At 66.6% G+C, this 18,241-nt stretch carries 16 protein-coding genes; 9 read left to right on the forward strand and 7 right to left on the reverse strand.

The features are described 5' to 3' along the window. Positions 1–26 precede the first annotated feature (26 nt). The 4 genes from thiS (at position 27) to ACEF39_RS16620 (ending at position 3,726) form a co-directional block, all read left to right on the forward strand. Complete coding sequence (thiS, locus tag ACEF39_RS16605; protein WP_025874279.1) at positions 27–227, forward strand: sulfur carrier protein ThiS; 201 nt, start codon at positions 27–29, stop codon at positions 225–227. A 95-nt stretch (positions 228–322) separates the two neighbouring features. Beyond that, positions 323–1,117, forward strand: a complete 795-nt coding sequence (locus tag ACEF39_RS16610) for a thiazole synthase (protein ID WP_089236612.1) — start codon at positions 323–325, stop codon at positions 1,115–1,117. Then, on the forward strand, positions 1,117–1,851 hold the full coding sequence (gene trmB, locus ACEF39_RS16615) for a tRNA (guanosine(46)-N7)-methyltransferase TrmB (RefSeq protein ID WP_500285852.1): 735 nt from the start codon (positions 1,117–1,119) through the stop codon (positions 1,849–1,851). The genes ACEF39_RS16610 and trmB overlap by 1 nt, the downstream gene beginning before the upstream one ends. Positions 1,852–1,878: 27 nt before the next feature. Beyond that, positions 1,879–3,726 (forward strand): SLC13 family permease, encoded by a 1,848-nt coding sequence (locus ACEF39_RS16620; protein WP_500285853.1) that lies wholly within the window; start codon positions 1,879–1,881, stop codon positions 3,724–3,726. 340 nt (positions 3,727–4,066) lie between these two features. On the opposite strand, the gene ACEF39_RS16625 is transcribed toward ACEF39_RS16620, so the two are convergent. After that, positions 4,067–4,402, reverse strand: a complete 336-nt coding sequence (locus ACEF39_RS16625; RefSeq protein ID WP_049469607.1) for a Rieske (2Fe-2S) protein — start codon at positions 4,400–4,402, stop codon at positions 4,067–4,069. Positions 4,403–4,580: 178 nt separating this feature from the next. On the opposite strand from ACEF39_RS16625, the gene ACEF39_RS16630 reads away from it, so the two are divergent. The 5 genes from ACEF39_RS16630 to ACEF39_RS16650 all read left to right on the forward strand — a co-directional run bounded on the left by ACEF39_RS16630 (position 4,581) and on the right by ACEF39_RS16650 (position 8,418). Then, positions 4,581–4,862 (forward strand): hypothetical protein, encoded by a 282-nt coding sequence (locus tag ACEF39_RS16630; protein ID WP_500285854.1) that lies wholly within the window; start codon positions 4,581–4,583, stop codon positions 4,860–4,862. A gap of 70 nt (positions 4,863–4,932) precedes the next feature. Continuing rightward, a complete protein-coding gene (locus ACEF39_RS16635) occupies positions 4,933–5,649 on the forward strand; it encodes a fumarylacetoacetate hydrolase family protein (protein ID WP_500285855.1) in 717 nt (238 codons plus the stop codon). A 56-nt stretch (positions 5,650–5,705) separates the two neighbouring features. Continuing rightward, on the forward strand, positions 5,706–6,110 hold the full coding sequence (gene mscL, locus ACEF39_RS16640) for a large-conductance mechanosensitive channel protein MscL (protein ID WP_006387613.1): 405 nt from the start codon (positions 5,706–5,708) through the stop codon (positions 6,108–6,110). A 154-nt stretch (positions 6,111–6,264) separates the two neighbouring features. Beyond that, positions 6,265–6,822: a hypothetical protein gene (locus ACEF39_RS16645; protein WP_146186962.1), complete on the forward strand. Its 558-nt coding sequence runs from the start codon at positions 6,265–6,267 to the stop codon at positions 6,820–6,822. A 174-nt stretch (positions 6,823–6,996) separates the two neighbouring features. After that, on the forward strand, positions 6,997–8,418 hold the full coding sequence (locus tag ACEF39_RS16650) for a M28 family peptidase (protein WP_500285856.1): 1,422 nt from the start codon (positions 6,997–6,999) through the stop codon (positions 8,416–8,418). Positions 8,419–8,481: 63 nt separating this feature from the next. Here the strand turns inward: ACEF39_RS16650 and ACEF39_RS16655 are convergent, their stop codons facing one another. The 6 genes from ACEF39_RS16655 to ACEF39_RS16680 form a co-directional block, all read right to left on the reverse strand. Then, entirely contained in the window at positions 8,482–9,315 is an 834-nt protein-coding gene (locus ACEF39_RS16655) for a TrmH family RNA methyltransferase (protein WP_500285857.1), read from the reverse strand. Continuing rightward, complete coding sequence (locus ACEF39_RS16660) at positions 9,308–10,825, reverse strand: alanine/glycine:cation symporter family protein (protein ID WP_500285858.1); 1,518 nt, start codon at positions 10,823–10,825, stop codon at positions 9,308–9,310. The genes ACEF39_RS16655 and ACEF39_RS16660 overlap by 8 nt, the downstream gene beginning before the upstream one ends. Positions 10,826–11,029: 204 nt before the next feature. Next, positions 11,030–11,569: a GNAT family N-acetyltransferase gene (locus ACEF39_RS16665; protein WP_500285859.1), complete on the reverse strand. Its 540-nt coding sequence runs from the start codon at positions 11,567–11,569 to the stop codon at positions 11,030–11,032. Continuing rightward, entirely contained in the window at positions 11,562–14,687 is a 3,126-nt protein-coding gene (locus ACEF39_RS16670; RefSeq protein WP_500285860.1) for an efflux RND transporter permease subunit, read from the reverse strand. The genes ACEF39_RS16665 and ACEF39_RS16670 overlap by 8 nt, the downstream gene beginning before the upstream one ends. Next, positions 14,684–15,790 (reverse strand): efflux RND transporter periplasmic adaptor subunit, encoded by a 1,107-nt coding sequence (locus ACEF39_RS16675; RefSeq protein WP_500285861.1) that lies wholly within the window; start codon positions 15,788–15,790, stop codon positions 14,684–14,686. Before ACEF39_RS16675 ends, ACEF39_RS16670 begins: the two co-directional genes overlap by 4 nt. A gap of 318 nt (positions 15,791–16,108) precedes the next feature. Further along, positions 16,109–18,172 carry a TonB-dependent copper receptor gene (locus ACEF39_RS16680; protein ID WP_500285862.1) on the reverse strand — a complete coding sequence of 688 codons (2,064 nt, stop codon included), beginning with the start codon at positions 18,170–18,172 and terminating at the stop codon, positions 16,109–16,111. Between the last annotated feature and the right edge of the window lie 69 nt (positions 18,173–18,241).

Here is an 18,241-nt window from a genome sequence, read left to right on the forward strand (position 1 = left end):
AACCGGCGATCAGCGACAATGGCCGCATGAACATCCAGCTCAATGGCGAACCCCGTACCCTGCCCGCTTCGGCGACCCTCCTGGACCTGCTTGCGGCCGAGCAGCTGCTGCAACGCCGGGTGGCGGTGGAGGTCAACGGCGAGATCGTCAGCCGCAGCCGTCATGCCGAGCATGTACTGGCCGAGGGCGATGTGGTGGAGATCGTGCATGCGCTGGGCGGTGGTTGAGACAGCGGGGGCAGAGCCCGTTGCCTGTGGCAAAGGGATCTGACCCCACCTTCTGCGACGACCCCATCTTCAGACGGATAAGCGATAATCGCGCCATGAACGCTCATGTCTCCCCCGATTCGCTGGTGATCGCCGGCAAGACCTACAGCTCGCGGCTGCTCACCGGCACCGGCAAGTTCAAGGATCTGGAAGAAACCCGCCTGGCCACCGAGGCCGCAGGCGCCCGGATCGTCACCGTGGCCATCCGCCGTACCAACATCGGGCAGAACCCGGGCGAACCGAACCTGCTCGACGTGCTGCCGCCGGACCGCTACACCATCCTGCCCAACACCGCCGGCTGCTACACCGCCGAAGATGCCGTGCGCACCTGCCGCCTGGCCCGCGAACTGCTGGACGGCCACAACCTGACCAAGCTGGAGGTACTGGGCGACCAGAAGTCGCTGTACCCGGACGTGGTGCAGACCCTCAAGGCCGCCGAACAGCTGGTCAAGGACGGTTTCGAGGTGATGGTCTATACCTCCGACGACCCGATCCTGGCCAAGCGCCTGGAAGAGATCGGCTGCGCTGCGGTGATGCCGCTGGCCGCGCCGATCGGCTCGGGCCTGGGCATCCAGAACAAGTACAACCTGCTGCAGATCATCGAAGACGCCAAGGTGCCGATCATCGTCGACGCCGGCGTGGGCACCGCGTCGGACGCGGCGATCGCGATGGAGCTGGGCTGCGACGGCGTGCTGATGAACACCGCCATCGCCGGTGCGCGCCACCCGGTGCTGATGGCCAGCGCGATGCGCAAGGCCGTGGAAGCCGGCCGCGAGGCGTTCCTGGCCGGCCGCATTCCGCGCAAGCGCTACGCCAGTGCGTCCTCGCCGATCGATGGGTTGATCGGCTGATGACCAATCCATTCGACAGCGCCGGTTCGAAGGCGCCGCCCAAGCCGTTCACGGTCAACGAAGGCCGCCGTGAAGTGCGCAGCTTCGTGCTGCGCCAGGGCCGTTTCACCCCAGCCCAGCAGCGCGCGTTCGACGAGCGCTGGCCGCGTTTCGGCCTGGATTTCAGCGGTGAACCGCGTGATCTGGATGCCACCTTCGGCCGCGATGCGCACAAGGTGCTGGAAATCGGCTTCGGCAACGGCGCCGCGCTGCGCTTCGCCGCACAGCAGGACCCCAGCCGCGACTACATCGGCCTGGAAGTGCACGCGCCCGGCGTGGGCCGCCTGCTGAACGCGCTGGCCGACGACAACGCCGACCACGTGCGTTTGTACCACCACGACGCAGTGGAAGTGCTGGAAAAGGAAATCGCCGATGGCGCGCTGGACGAGGTGCGCATCTACTTCCCCGACCCGTGGCACAAGAAGCGCCACAACAAGCGTCGCCTGATCCAGCCGGGTTTTGCCGAGCTGGTGGTGCGCAAGCTGCACCCCGGTGGCCGCCTGCACTGTGCCACCGACTGGGAGGATTACGCCGAGCAGATGTGGGACGTGCTCGATGCCACCCCCGGCCTGGTCAACCGCGCCGGCCCGCGTGGCAGCGTGCCGCGCCCGGACTGGCGCCCGCAGACCCACTTCGAGACCCGCGGCCAAAAGCTCGGCCATGGCGTCTGGGACCTGTTGTACGACCGCACCTGATGAACGCCTGAGGACGCCGCGCCCCACATGGATACCGCGCTGACGCTGACCACTGACATGAAGCTCGTGCTCGGGCTGGTCGGCTTCACAATGGCGATGTTCCTGTTCGAGCGCATCCGCGCCGACGTGGTCGCGTTGGTGGTGCTGGTGGTGCTGGGCGTGACCGGCCTGATCGCGCCGGAGGAGATCTTCGGCGGTTTCTCCGGCAACGCGGTGATGAGCATCATCGCCACCACCATCCTCGGCGCCGGCCTGGACCGCACCGGCGCGTTGAACCGCCTCGCAGCCTGGCTGCTTCGGCGAGGCCACGGTGTGGAGCAGCGGCTGCTGATGATGACCACGGCCATCGCCGGCCTGAACTCGTCCTTCATGCAGAACCCATCGGTGATGGCGCTGTACCTGCCGGTCGCCTCGCGCCTGGCTGCGCGCACCGGGCTGACCATGCAGCGCCTGCTGCTGCCGATCTCGGCGGCGATCGTGATGGGTGGCGCGCTGACCATGGTCGGCAACTCGCCGCTGATCCTGCTGAACGATCTGCTGGCGTCGGCCAACAACAACCTGCCCTCTGGCCTGGCCACCATCGAGCCGCTGCGCATGTTCGCGCCGCTGCCGATCGGCATCGCCCTGCTGATCGCCTCGCTGCTGTATTTCCGCTACTACGGCGACCGCAAGCTGGTGGAAGAGGAAAGCCTGGTCAACGACGGCACTACGCCGGCCCGCACCGAAAGCTACTTCGCCAAGACCTACGGCATCGAAGGCGATGTGTTCGAGCTGGTGGTCACCGCCGAGAGCCCGCTGGTCGGCATGACCCTGGGCGAAGCAGAGAACCTGCATGACGTGCCGCTGCTGCTGGCACTGAAGACCGGCAATGACACCCGCCTGGCACCGCCAGCGGAAATGCGCATCTGGGTGGGCAGCGTGCTGGGGGCAATGGGCCCGCGCGAACAGATCCACGACTTCGCGCAGAACCAGTTCCTGCGCATGTCCTCGCGCCTGAAACACCTGGGTGACCTGTTCAATCCCAGCCGCGCCGGTATTTCCGAAGCGGTGGTGCCGCCGACCTCGAACGTGATCGGCAAGAGCGCGGCCGACCTGCGCCTGCGCAAGGAACGCGGCATCAGCCTGCTGGCGATCAACCGCGACAAGCAGGTGATCCGCGAGGACGTGCGCGATGTGCAGCTGCGCGCCGGCGACATGCTGGTCTTCCACAGCATCTGGACCGACCTGGCGCAGGCTGCCAAGAGCCGCGACTTCGTGGTGGTGACCGACTACCCCACCGGCGAACAGCGCCCGCACAAGTTCAAGATCGCCATGGCGATCTTCGCCCTGACCATCCTGATCGCGCTGACCAGCAAGCTGCCGGTGGCGCTGACCCTGATGACCGGCGTGGCCGGCATGCTGTTGACCGGTGTGCTGCGCATGGACGAGGCCTATGCCTCGATCAACTGGAAGACGGTGTTCATGATGGCCGGGCTGATTCCGCTCGGCTGGGCGATGGATTCCAGCGGCGCTGCGGCGTGGGTGGCCGGCCATACGATCGACAAGCTGCCCACCGGTATTCCGATCTGGGTGCTGGAGCTGGCGCTGGCGCTGCTGACCACGGTGTTCTCGCTGGTGATCAGCCATGTGGGTGCGACCATCGTGATGGTGCCGATCGCGGTGAACCTTGCGCTGGCGGCAGGCGGTAATCCCACAGCATTCGCGCTGATCGTGGCGCTGTCGGCGTCCAACAACCTGATGACGGCGTCGAACCCGGTGATTTCGATGATCACCGGCCCGGCCAATTACACACCGCGCGAGATGTGGCGGGTCGGCGGCCCGCTGTCGCTGATCTATACCTGCGTGGTGGTGGTGATGATCAACCTGATGTTCTGAGGGTTGGGGTTTGTTGGCAGGGCTGCGCCCTGCACCCGCCGAGGCAACGGCAACAGCCGGAGCAACAGCAAAAGCTGGCTATCCGTGGGATGGCAGGGTGGATCCGGTTGCGGGGGACGCTGCAAGTACGTCCCTGTAGGCTTGGCCGCGGCATCCATGCCGCGGACACCCCCGCAACCGGACCCACCCCGCCTTCGACAGATTTCTGCAATCTGCCTGAACGGCACGGGGTCGGATCCCGTTGCTGCGCAACGGGCTCTGACCCCGGTGTTGAATCGTTTTTCCTGATGGGGTCAGAGCCGTTTTCCTGCGGAAAACGGATCCGACCCCGAGCCTGGCATCAGGCCAGGTAGACCTGCCCATCCCGCACATCCACCGGCACTGCGCGCAGGCGGTCGCCTTTGCAGGGGCCGGCGATGCAGTCGCCACTGTCCAGCGCGAACGAGGCGCCGTGGGCGGCGCAGACCAGGTGGCCTTCGCGGCTTTTCAGGAACTGGCCCGGTGCCCAGTCCAGGCGGCGGCCCGCGTGCGGGCAGATGTTCAGGAACGCGCGCACCTGTTCACCGTCGCGGTACAGCAGCAGCGACTCGGCATCGCCATCGACTACCGCTTCAACCTCGGCAAACGCGCCATCGGCAATGGCATCAAGGGTGATCAGGGCGACAGCGGCAGTCATGGCGAAGGCTCGGACGGAATCGCGCATTGTCGCATGCCTGGTCATGTGACTAGCTGCGACATGAACACAAGTCATTGATCCGTAATAAGCCAAGGCTATATTTAACGAGTTTTTCACTCAATGACAGTGACAGCTGCCGATACTCATGGCTCGCTGATTTCCAGCCTATCGAGCCATCATGTTCAATCGCGCTTTCGCCTTCAACCAGTTCCGCACCCTGTTTGCCCCGCGCAAGCCACGCCATCCGCTGGTGCGCGTTGCCGTCGGTCTGCTCGGCCTGGCGATCCTGGCCGCGATGGTGTTCATCGGCGTATTCGTCGGTGCGGCCATGATCCTCGTGGGCTTGGCGTGGAAGCTGCTGGCTTCGCGCAAGCCTGGCCCGAGCCGCGCTGCGGACCCGAACGTGGTCGAGGGCGAGTACCACGTGGTGCGCAAATCGGCGCTGCCAGCCTCGCGCTGATCGACGCTGCCCGCTGACGGCGGGCCTTGCTGCGTTCTAGACTGCGGGCACTCCCTTCCTGGATGCCCGCATGTCCGATGTCTTCGATGTGATCCCTGCTGCAGCCACGCCGCGTGTACCGGTCGTTGGCGGCGGCAGTTTTCCCGTGCACCGCATCTACTGCGTCGGCCGCAACTTCGCCGACCATGCGCGCGAGATGGGTGCTGCCGTGCCTGCAGCAGACGATCGCGGCCGCCCGATGTTCTTCACCAAGCCAGCCGACGCCATCGTGGTCGGCCACGACGATGTGATCCCCTACCCGCCTGCCACCAGCAACCTGCATCACGAGGTGGAACTGGTGGTGGCGATCGGCCGTGACGCGCCCGCCGGCGAATTGGCCGTGGGCGATGCCGAAGCACTGGTCTATGGCTATGCCGTGGGCCTGGACCTGACCCGCCGCGACCTGCAGGCCGCCGCCAAGGAGAAGGGCCACCCGTGGGATTCGGCCAAGGGCTTCGATGCCTCCGCGCCGATCAGTGAGATCGTGCATGCCGGTGAAGTCGGCGATCTGGCCGCGCTCAATCTGTCGCTGGAGATCAATGGCGAAGTCCGCCAGCAGTCCCTGCTCGACCAGATGATCTGGAACGTGCCGGAGATCCTGCACGAACTGTCCAAGCTGTGGCAGCTGCGTGCCGGCGACCTGGTGTTCATGGGTACGCCGTCCGGCGTGGCCGCACTGAAGCCCGGCGACCGTTTCAGTGCACGCCTTGAGAACGTGGCCGAACGCCACGGTGTGATCGCCGGCTGACATCACCTGCGCTACCCTGCGCGCTGTCCCCCCTCGCCCTCAGGAGAAAAACAACAATGGGAATGCTCACCGAGTTCAAGGAATTCGCGATGCGCGGCAACGTCATCGATCTCGCCGTCGGCGTGGTGATCGGCGCGGCCTTCGGCAAGATCGTCACCGCGCTGGTGGAGAAGATCATCATGCCGCCGCTGGGCATGCTGATCGGCAAGGTCGATTTCTCGCAGCTTGCGTGGACGCTGTCGCCGGCCAGCATCGGCGCCGATGGCAAGGAGATCCCGGCAGTGGTGATCGGCTACGGTGATTTCATCAACACGCTGATCCAGTTCGTGATCGTGGCCTTCGCCATCTTCCTGGTGATCAAGGTGATCAACCGCCTGTCGCGCAAGCAGGAAGCGGCACCGGCAGCGCCGGCCGAAGAAGTGGTGCTGCTGCGCGAGATCCGCGACAGCCTGAAGAAGTAACGGAACGGGCGCCTGCGGGCGCCCTTTCCATCTGCGTGTCTGCGACGCAGCCCATGCGGTGTTGCTGTTATCCTCCTGCGCCCGCGCAGTGCCCTCGCACCGCGCGGAAAGCGCGAAACCACCGCCCTTTGCGGTGGATGCCAGGAGGCACCGCTTGAACACCCCCACCCCGCGCATGCGCGCACTCGCCATCCCCCTGCTGCTGTCTGCCTGCATGTGCGTGGCCGGCACCGCGCAGGCGCGTGATGTCTCTGTCACCGATGGCAAGGGCCATTACCTGCCCTACAAGCCCGGGATGGCACTGCCCAATGGCGTAGCCGCACCGCTGGACGGCTACAGCCACGCCGACCTGCTGCTGGCGGCCGCGCAGCCGATCGAAGCGCAGATGAAAGCGCGCGGCCTCGATCCGACGCTGACGCGCGAGTCACTGTTCGCGATGGCCGGCGTGCTGAACGAGGCGCTGGAAGCCAAGAGTGCCGAGTACCAGATCGCCACCGATCTGCAGAAGGCCGGCGATTCGCCAAAGGCACGCCATGAAGCGGTGACTGCGCTGGCCAAGCGCTTCGGGCTACTGACGGTCGATGCCACCTACGATTCGCTGAAGGGTTCGCCTCTGCTGTCGCTCGACAAGCAGTTTCTGAACGACTACATCAACAACGCCGGCAACGGCGTGGCCAGCTACATCATGAAGCTGGATACCGCAGCCAAGTAATTGCCAGCGGCGCCCTCGGGCGCCATGGGAGCGTGCGAAAGCCCCGCTCCGATAGGGCTTTCGCTTTGCTGCATCTGGCGGAAAACAGCATCCGCGCCGGCCATGACCTCCCGCCCATGCGCGGCGCTGAACGACTGTTAAGCTCCAAGGCTTACACCCTTCCCGGAGCTGTCCATGCGTCGCCGCGTCCTTGCCATCGCATCCTCCCTCGCCCTGCTGGCCGCGCCGGCCTTCGCGGCGCCGCATGCCACCACCTTGCCGCCGGCCTCGCTGGCCACCGCCGCACAGCTGCGCGACCAGGCGCTGGCCGATGACACCGGCTGGAAGGTGGTCGAATCGTTGACCACCGAGATCGGCCCTCGCATCGCCGGCAGCGAGGCCGACGCCCGTGCCGTGGCCTGGGCCGAAGCCAAGTTCAAGGCACTGGGTTTTGACAAGGTGTGGAAGGAACCGGTGACCTTCCCGAAGTGGGAGCGCCGCAGTGAACACGCCGCCGTGACCGGCAGCAATCCGCAACCGTTGCAGATCACTGCGCTGGGTGGCAGCCCGGGCGGCACCGTGGAAGCCGAGGTGGTGCGCTTCGCCGATCTGGCCGCGCTGCAGGCCGCGCCGGCCGGTTCACTGAAGGGCAAGATCGCCTTCGTCGATTACCAGATGCTGCCGTTCCGCGATGGCCGCGACTATGGCCGCGGCGGCGCGATCCGCAGCAAGGGTCCGTCCGAGGCCATCCGCAAGGGCGCGGTCGGCTTCCTGATGCGCTCGGCCGGTACCGATTCGCACCGCGTGCCGCACACCGGCATCACCCGCTTCGATGACGGTCTGACGGCGGTGCCGTCGGCGGCGCTGTCGGTGCCCGACGCCGACCAGCTGGCGCGCCTGCTTGCCCGTGGCGCAACCACGGTGAAGGTGGCGCTGGACTGCGGTTGGGACGGCACCGCGACCTCGTACAACGTGATCGGTGAAATCACCGGCCGCACGCTGCCGAAGGAAGTGGTGGTGATCGGCGGCCACCTGGATTCGTGGGACCTGGGCACCGGCGCGGTCGATGACGGCGCCGGCGTGGGCATCACCATGGCCGCCGGCCATCTGATCGGCCAGCTGAAGCAGGCACCGAAGCGCACCATCCGCGTGGTCGCCTTCGCCAATGAAGAGCAGGGCCTGTATGGCGGCAAGGCCTACGCCGAGGCGCATGCCAAGGACGTGGCGCTGCACCAGCTGGCCGCCGAGAGCGATTTCGGTGCTGGCCGCATCTACGCCTTCAACACCGGTTCGCCGAACCCGGAAGGCTCGCGCGAGGCAACCCGGCAGATTGCGGAAGTGATGAAGCCGCTGGGCATCGAGTACGCCGCCGACAAGGGTGGCCCGGGGCCGGATGTCGGTCCGCTGGCCGCCAAGGGCGGTGCATGGGCATGGCTGGCACAGGACGGCTCGGACTACTTCCACCTGCACCACACCGCCGACGACACGCTGGACAAGATCGACCCGAAGGCGCTGGCGCAGAACGTGGCCGCCTACACCGTGTTTGCCTATCTGGCCGCCGAAGCCGATGGCAACTTCGGCAGCGAGGCCAAGGCGACCACGCCGCCGAACGAGTGATGCGGTGACACAGTGGGGTCAGAGCCCTCGCCGTTGGCGAGGGAGCTGACCCCGGTCAGGGGCTCAGCCGCGCTGGCTGGCCCACTGCGCCAGCAGCACGGCCGTGGCAGAAGCGACATTCAGGCTTTCAACCGCGCCACTGCCGGGAATCGACAGCTGCTGGTCACACTGGCTGGCCAGGCCGCGATCCATGCCTTCACTTTCCGCGCCCATCACGTAGACCAGGCGGGCGGGCAACGACGCGCGGAACACGTCATCGCCACCCTCGACCAGCGTCGCGGCAAGGCCGAAACCAGCCGCGCGCAGCTGCGCCATCGCTTCTGCGTCTTCAGGCAGCTGCACCAGCGGCACCGACTCTGCACCGCCCTCGGCCACGCGTGCGGCCGCGCCGGACAGTGCCAGCGTGCTGCTGGCCGGCAGCAACAGTGCCTTGGCACCGAAGTGCGCGGCAGAGCGCAGGATCGCACCGAAGTTGTGCGGATTGCCGACGCCATCCAGCCATAGTGCCAGCGCCGGGCCTTCGCCCAGTTCGGCCAGCCACTGCGCCAGCGGCAACACCGGCGCGCGCAGCACGTCGGCCACCAGGCCTTCGTGGTGGGTGGTGGCGGCCAGCTTGTTGAGGTCGCCCTCTTCCACCACGCGATAGCCCACGCGGTTGGCCACGCACCACTTCAGCAGCGGCTGCATGCGCGGAATCAGCGACTCCACCAGATACAGCTTGCGCAGTGCCTGCGGTCGCTTGGCGAACAGGGCCTGCACCGCGTTCCAGCCATACAGGCGAAGTTCGTCGTTGCCACGCCCCGGCGGTGGCGGGGTGCCGCCCTCACGCGGTGGCAGCGGGGTGGCCCGCGGCGGTCGCGACGACGGGCGACGGGCATTCTTCCAGGGATCATTCACTACGGGACAACTCCAGCTTGCGTTGACGCCAGAAATCGGCGTTCTTGATGCCCAGGGCATCGGGGTCGAAGATCGGATCCAGGCCGAGCTTCTTCTGTCGTTCGTAATCGCGCAGGGCCAGCATGGCCGGCTTCTGCACGATGAGGATGGCGATGATGTTCAGCCAGGCCATCAGGCCCACGCCGATATCACCCAACGCCCAGGCCAGGGTGGCGTTGTGGAAGGCGCCGAACACCACCATGCCGATGATGCCCAGGCGCAGCAGCAGCACGGTGAACGGGCGCTTCCTGTTGTGGTTGACGTAGGTCAGGTTGGTTTCGGCCATGTAGTAATAAGCCATGATCGTGGTGAAGGCGAAGAAGAAGATCGCCACCGATACGAAGGCCGAACCCCAGCCCGGCAGCACGGCTTCCACACCCGCCTGCGCATAGCCCGCACCTTCGGGAATGCCTGCCAGGCCCTGGAAGATCGGCTCAGCTCCGGCGACCGGCGAATACACGTTGTAGGTGCCGCTGGCCAGGATCAGGAACGCGGTGGCGGTGCACACCATCATGGTGTCGAAGTAGATGGCGAAGGCCTGCACGTAACCCTGCTTGGCCGGGTGCGAGACCTCCGACGCGGCAGCAGCGTGCGGGCCCGAGCCCTGCCCGGCCTCGTTGGCGTAGATGCCACGCTTGATGCCCCACTCCACCGCCAGGCCCATCATCGCGCCGAACGCGGCGTGGGTACCGAAGGCGCTCTTGAAGATGATGCCGAACATTTCCGGCACGCGGTCGTAGTTGATGATCATGATGACGACGGCCGTCAGGATGAAGCCGGCGGCCATGAACGGCACTACCACTTCGGCGAAGTTGGCGATGCGCTTGACGCCACCGAAGATCACCACGCCCAGCAACAGGGCGACGACGATGCCGATGCCGAGCTTCAGCGCCTGCACCGATTCCATGCCGAAGGACTGGCCATCGAGCGGACCGCACAGCGCGGTGCCACGGCAGGCATTGATGATGCTGTCGGCGATCGCGTTGGCCTGCACGCCGGGCATCAGGAAGCCGGCGGCGATGATGGTGGCGATGGCGAAGGCCATGGCATACCACTTCAGGCCCATCGCCTTTTCGATGTAGTAGGCCGGGCCACCGCGGTAGCGGCCTTCGGCATCCTTGGTCTTGTAGATCTGCGCCAGGGTGCATTCCACGTAAGAGGTGGAGGCACCAACGAAGCCCATGACCCACATCCAGAAGATCGCGCCGGGGCCGCCGAAGGCGATGGCGGTGGCCACGCCGGCGATGTTGCCGATGCCCATGCGGCCGGCCATCGACATGGCCAGGGCCTGGAACGAGGACACGCCGGCGTCGGACTTCTCACCGGACACGGTAAGGCGGCACATCTCGACGAAACCACGGATCTGCATGAAGCGGGTGCGCAGGCTGAAGAACAGGCCGGCGGCCAGGCACATGAAGATCAGCGCCTTGCTCCAGATGATGCTGTTGATGAAATGTACGGTAGCTTCCACGCGCGCTCTCTCCAGTCGGCGGGTTGTGAGGACGTCCCGTCGGCTGGAAGGGACCGGTCGATTCTCCCTGATCGAAGGTCGCTGCGATAGCGCCGGAAGGATGGGGTCGGATCCCTTGCGCAATGCGCAGGGGCTCTGCCCCCCGGTTCATGGGATAGGGGTCAGAGCCCTTTTCTTTGAAAAGGGCTCTGACCCCGCTCGCATTCAGGGCAGCGCGGTCCGTACCCGGGCGAAGCGGCGCAGGTCATGCAGGACACCGCGCTTGTAGACGGCGCAGCGCTCCACGCCCTCTTCCTGGAAACCGTTCTTTTCCAGCACCCGGGCCGAGCCCAGGTTGAAGTCGACCACCGTGGCCTGCAGCCTGAACAGGCCAAGCTCGTCCATCACCCAGGGCGCGAACAGACCGACCACACCGGTCATCAGGCCCCGCCCCCAATGGGCCTGGCCGAGCCAGTAGCCCAGTTCAGCGGTATGCCCGCGCTCGGCCACGCCCTGCTGGGCGCCCACGCTGCCACAGGCCTGGCCGTCTATCTCGATGGCCAGGTTCAGCGTGCCGGGGGCCAGTACGCGCCCGCCCAGGAAGGCTTCGCCATCCTCGCGGGTGTACGGATACGGAAAGCGGTCGCGCAGCCCACGCGAGACGTCCGCGTCGTTGGCGTGATGCAGCAACGACTCCAGGTCATCGCTGCGCCAGGGGCGTAGCAGGAAGCCTTCGCCGTGCAGAATGCGCGCCGGCTCAGGCATGACCACCCACCGACGGCGAGTCGGCCTCCTGCTTCTCCAGCTCGCGCTTCACTGCCTCTGGCGAGCGGGTATATGGGGCCAGCCGTGCGTAGAACGCCGGCACCACGAACAGCGACAGGAACGTCGAGAGGGTCACGCCGAAGATGATCACGATGCCGATGGTGCCACGGCTGGCCGAACCCGGGCCACCGGCCACCACCAGCGGGATGGCGCCGACCACGGTGGCGATCGAGGTCATCAGGATCGGACGCAGACGCACCATCGCCGATTCGATGATCGCTTCGCGCACGCTGCGGCCATCGTCACGCAACTGGTTGGCGAACTCGACGATCAGGATGCCGTTCTTGGCCGCCAAGCCTACCAGCATGACGATGCCGATCTGGCTGAACAGGTTCACCGTGCCGCCACTCAGCCACAGGCCAACCAGCGCACCGAGCACGCCCAGCGGCACGGTCAGCATGATCGTCAGCGGATGGATGAAGCTCTCGAACTGTGCGGCCAGCACCAGATACACCACCAGCAGGGCCATGGCGAAGGTCAGCAGCACCGCGCCGCCTGCACTCTGGTACTCGCGCGATTCGCCCTTCCAGTTCACCTGCGCGTACTGCGGCAGCTCTTCGCGGGTTACCTGTTGCGCCCAGGCGATGGCCTCGCCCAGCGGGTAGCCGGGTGCGAGGCCGGCGCTGATGGTGATCGAGCGCAGGCGGTTGAAGCGGTTCAAGGTGCCCGCTTCGGCCACTTCGCTCAGCGTGACCAGGTTGGACAACGGCACCAGCTCGCCGGAGGTCGCACGCACTCGGATCGCGGCGAGGTCGGCCGGGCTGGCGCGGCCATCACGGCCGGCCTGGACCAGCACGTCGTACTCCTCGCCGTTGTCGACGAAGGTGGTGACGCGGCGCGAGCCCATCATCGTTTCCAGCGCCGAACCGATTGCGGTGACCGGCACGCCGAGGTCGGCCGCACGCTGGCGGTCGATGTTCACCCGCATCTGCGGACGGGTTTCCTTGTAGTCCGAGTCCGGACCGACCAGGCCGGGGTTGTCGGCCATGCGCAGCAGGATGCGGTCGCGCCACTGTGCGATCTCGGCGTATTCCGGACCACCCAGCACGATCTGGAATGGCTGCCCGCCACTGCGCACCAGGCCACCACCGACCTGGGTACGCACGCGCACGCCACGGATGGTGTCCAGTTCCTTCTGCAGTTCGTTGGCCACTTCCGGCGTGCCTTCGCTGCGCTGGCGCCACGGCTGCAGGAACACGCTGACGCGGCCAGTGTGCATTTCCTCGCTGGCGCCGAAGCCGCCGGGCACGCGCGGGTTGGCGCGCACGATCGGTTTGTCCGCACCCACATGCGGTGCCAGCAGCGCTTCGACCTGCTGCACCTGCTGCACGGTGTAGTCGTAGCCGGCACCCTCCGGGCCGTCGATCATGATCTGGAACGAACCGCGGTCTTCGGCCGGGGCCAGTTCCGAAGGCAGCACCTTGATCAGCAGCCAGCTGGCCGCCAATGCAGCGACCATCACCAGCAGATAGATCCACGTGCGATCGACATGATGATCGAGCACACGACCGTAAGCGCCGGCCAGGCGTTCCAGATTGCGGTTGATGAAACCGTGCAGCCCGCGCGGTGCCTGCCCGGTATGCGGCTTGAGCAGCTTGGAGGCCATCATCGGGGTCAGCGTCAGGGCGACGAACGCTGACAGCGCGACCGCTGCGGCCAGGGCCACCGCCAGTTCACGGAACAGGCGCCCGGTATTGCCTTCCAGGAAGCCCACAGGCAGGAACACCGCCACCAGCACGGCGGTGGTGGCGATCACCGCGAACGCCACCTGTGCGGTACCGCGCTTGGACGCCACCAGCGGCGGCTCGCCCAGGTCGATGCGGCGCTGCACGTTTTCCACCACCACGATCGCGTCATCCACCACCAGGCCGATGCACAGAACCAGCGCGAGCAGGGTCAGCAGGTTGATGGAGAAGTCGAACGCGTACAGTGCGATGAACGCTGCCACCAGGCACACCGGCACCGTCACCGCCGGAATCAACGCCGCGCGGAAGCTGCCGAGGAACAGCCAGATCACCGCCAGCACCAGGATCATCGCCTCCACCAGTGTGGCGTACACACGGTCGACGGCGGCCTCGATGAAGGTGGTGTTGTCGAAGGCAACGAAGATCTGCGTGCCCTTGGGCAGGGTCAGTGCCACACGCTCGGCCTCGGCGCGCGCGGTGCGCGCTACGTCCAGCGAGTTTGCGGTGGAGGTCTTGACGATGCCCAGGCCGATGCCGGGCTCGCCGTTGCTGCGGTAGTACGCGCGACGCTCGGCCGAGGCCAGCTCGATCTTCGCCACATCGCCCATGCGCACCACGTAGCCATCACTGCCCTTGCCCAGCGGGATGGTCGCGAAGTCTTCGGGCTTGATGTAGTTGCGCTCCACGCGCAGGGTGAAATCGCGGTCGGTGGACTCGATGCGGCCGGCCGGCAGTTCCACGTTCTCGTTGCGCAGCGCGGTCTCTATATCGCCGGTGGTCAGGCCACGTGCGGCCAGCTGGTCACGGTCCAGCCAGATGCGCATCGCATAGCGCTGGCGGCCACCGATGCGGACCTGGGCCACGCCATCGAGGCTGGAAAAGCGGTCGACCACGTAGCGGTCGGCGTAGTCGCTCAGTTCCAGCGTGTCCATGGTCGAGGAGACCATGTTGAACCAGATGATCGGATCGGCATCGCTCTCGACCTTGGCGATCTCCGGTGGCCGCGCCTCTTCGGGCATGCGGTCGGCCACGCGGCTGACCGCGTCGCGCACGTCGTTGGCCGCCGCTTCAATATCGCGGTTGGACGTGAATTCGATGCTGACCTGCGAGCGGCCGTTGGTGCTGCGCGCGTTGATCGTATCGATACCTTCGATACCGGCCAGTGCGTCTTCCAGCACCTGGGTGATCCGGCTCTCGATCACCGCTGCGGAAGCACCGGTGTAGTCCACCGACACCGAGACGATCGGCGGGTCGATGGCCGGCAGTTCGCGCAGGGTCAAGCGGGTGAAGGACATCACACCCAGCACCAGCAACAGCAGGCTCATCACCACGGCGAACACCGGCCGCTGGATGGAGATGTCAGACAGCTTCATCCGCCGTGACCCCCGGCAGCGGCCGGTGCTTCAACCGTCGGCGGCTGCGCGCCACTGGCGGGCGCGGCGTCGGTGGCCGCCACCTTCAGGCCTGCACGCAGCTTGCCGGTGCCGTCCACCACGATGCGCTGGCCTGCCTGCAGGCCCTGCTTGATCTCGACCACGCCAGCGCGGCGTGCGCCGGTGACCACGTCCACGCGTTCGACGGTGTCATCGGCCTTGATGCGGTACATGAAACTATCGCGACCGACCTGTACCACGGCGATTTCCGGCACCACCAGTGCGGGTCGATCGGGATGGAACAGGCGCACGTCGAGCAGCATGCCCGGACGCAGCGCGTGGTCGCCGTTGGCAAAGTCGGCACGCACGGTCACCGCACGGGTGGCCGGATCAATGCGTGCATCAATGGTGCTGACCTCGCCCTCGAAGGTGCGGCCCGGCCAGGCCACACTGGTGGCCTGCACCTTGTCGCCGGTGGTCAGCGACGCCAGTTCCACTTCCGGCACCTGGAAATCGACGTGCATGCGCTCGACGTCGTCGAGGGTGGCGATCACCGTGGTCGGCGTAAGCAGCGTGCCCGGGCTGATCTGGCGGATGCCGAGGACGCCGGCGAAAGGCGCGCGCACACGACGATCACCGATGTCCGACTGCATCTGCGCGACGCGTGCTTCGGCGGCGTCGCGGATCGACTTCTGCGTGTCCAGGGTCGCACTGGACACCAACCGCTGTGCCGCCAGTTCGCGCTGGCGCTTGTACAACTGGTCGGCTTCGCGGAAGGTCGCCTGCGCCTGCACCAATGCGGCTTCCTGGGCCTGACCGCGCAGGGTCACCAGCGGCGCGCCGGCGGCGACCTGTTGGCCACTTTCGAAATGCACGCGCTCAACGATCTCGCTCACCTTGGCGGTCACGCTGATCGACTCGCGCGCCTTGGCCGTACCCAGCGCCTGCAGCGTGTCGCTCCACTGCATCGCCTGCACGACCTGCGCGGTGACCGGCACGGCTTCGCCCTGCCGACGCGCGGCGGCCTCCTGTTTGCCTGCGCACCCGGCCAGCACGGCCAGGCTGAGGCCAAGGGCCAGGGTCGAAGCGATACGAGCCAACATGAAGCGTCCTGAGTGGTGCACGGCCGCCGAGTGTAGGCAAGACCCCGCAAAAGCGGTATGTGCCAAGCGTTTACCGGCGTGGAACGGGTGCTGCGATAGCGCCGTGTGCCCATTCCATGCAAGGGTCCGCAGCACGGTGTCGGTGTATGTCGGGATGTATCCCGGCACGCCATGAGCGGCGACGCCGTCGTAGAGTCGGGAGGCCCGGCCGAGGGCGCCGGGCGGGGTCGGAACCTGGCGGGGATCCGACCCCGTTTTCTTTGGACACAGGTCTTCTTTTGCCCGGCGCATGGGTAGCGCCGGGCCATGCCGGGCGGATCAATACCGGTAGTTCACCTTCATCCACAGGCTGCGGCCGGGCTCGTTGATGCGCACCGGATCGGCCGGGAAGCCGAAATCGGCGCTGCCGGCCAGATTCAGGTGCTCGCTGTAGGCACGGTCGAACAGGTTGTCGACACCGGCGCTGAGCTGCAGCTGCGAACTGAAACGATAGGCCGCATTGAGCGCCAGCGTGGCAAAGCCACTGCTCGGCCCGAGGTCCTGCGCCACCACGTTGCCCTGCCCGTCCGCGACCCGATGCTGATGGGTGGCCGCGCGCACCAACCCGCCGGCACTCCAGCGCTGGCCTTCCCAGTCAGCGCTCAGGCGCGCTTCCAGCGGCGGCATCTGCGGCAACGGGCGATGCTGGTCGCGGTTCTCGCCCCAGGCATAGGCCAGGGTGCCACCCAGCTTCCACTGCTCGTCCAACTGCAGCTGCACACCGGCCTCGGCACCGGCGATGCGTGCCTGCACGTTGTCGGCCTGGCTCATGCCCATCATGCCGCTGCCGCGATAGGTGAACAGGATGTAGTCCTGGATCTGCCCCGCATAGGCGGAGATCCAGGCCTGCACGCGCGGGCCTTTGTATTGCAGGCCGACGTCGAGTTGGGTGGTGCGTTCGGGCTGGATGCCAGCGAACGCGTTCACCGCACCTGCCGGCCCCTGATCGGGAGAGAACAGTTCCCAGTAGTCGGGCATGCGCTGGCTGTGGCCAAGGCCGGCATACCAGGTCAGGCCGTCGGCGAGATCCTGTTCGTAGCGCAGGAACCCACTGCCCAGCCATTCCCTGCGGCGCTGGCCGGCGGTGGGATTGGGCATGGCCATCATCATGCCGCCGATGTCGGCGCGCTCATCGCGCACGCTGGCGCGATCGACACGCAGGCCGCCGATCCAGCGCTGGTCGGTGTCTGCGCCGAGGGTCAGTTCAGTGAACGCACCGTAGCGGCGGAAGTTGGCGTCGGTGTTCCAGTCCGCCTGTCTGTAGGTGTCGCGGCCCATGCCCATGCGGCCGCGATGTCGGCTGTCCTCGCCGTCGACGCCGGCCACCAGCTGCACGTCCTGCCAGCGCCATTCGGCGCTGATGCGGCCACCCTGCGTGCGGCGATCCACGTTCGACGCCATCGGCATCGGCATCATGCTGTGCGGGTTCGGTTCGCGCAGCGTGTAGTTGTCCATCACGTGGTCGGCTTCGTTGTAGTACACGTTGGCCTGCAGCGTGTGCCACGCCCCGGGCAGGTTGCGCTTCTCGAAGCGTGCGGCGTAGCTGGTGCGCTCGAACGCGGCACCGTCCATGCCGCGCCCGGCGTAGCGTGCGATCGCATCGCCGGCACCGGCGGACACTTCAAGCAGGGTATCGGCATCTGGCGTCCAGCCAACGGCTACGTCGCCATTCCACTTGCGCCATTTCGACGGAACCACATCACCATTGCCGTCCTTGTAGTCATCGGCTTCGGAGCGATTGCCGCTGGCACGCACATAGCCCGTCGGATTGCCCAGAGTGAGGTCCAACACCTGGTCGTTGCGGTTGCGCGAACCAACCAGCGTGCTGGCATCGGCACGCAGCCCCGGCTCGTCGAAACGCGGGGTATCACGCTCAAAACGCACGGTGCCCGCAGACGCACCCGCGCCCCAGCGCACGCTCTGCGGGCCCTTGATGATGGTCAGCCGGTCAAAGCTCTCCGGCGAGATGTAGGACAACGGGTTGTCCATGCGCGAGGGACACGCACCCATCAGATTGCCATCGTTGCTGAGGATGTTCAGCCGCGAACCGAACATGCCACGCAGCACCGGGTCGCCGTTGGTGCCGCCGTTGCGGATGGCGGAAAAGCCGGGAACGGTCTTCAGGTAATCGGCGCCATCGCTGGCCGGCACCGGCTGCCGCGGCAGGCGTGGATCGGTCACCCAGAGCAAGGGTGAGGACGGTGCGGCGGCGGTGACCACCAGCGTATCCAGCGTCCGCGCTTCTTCAGCGGGCGCGGCATGGGCGAAGGGCGCGGTCAAGGCAACGCCAAGGGCAAACGGCAGGCGCGCACGGGCGCCCGCACCGGGGAAAGTCATCTTCATGGAAACAGCTCCAAGGTACGCACGCGCGCACGACACCCTTGCAGGCATCGTGCGACGGATTCGATAGGG

It is taken from the genome of Stenotrophomonas indicatrix (assembly GCA_041545745.1).
GTDB classification, from domain to species: domain Bacteria; phylum Pseudomonadota; class Gammaproteobacteria; order Xanthomonadales; family Xanthomonadaceae; genus Stenotrophomonas; species Stenotrophomonas indicatrix_A.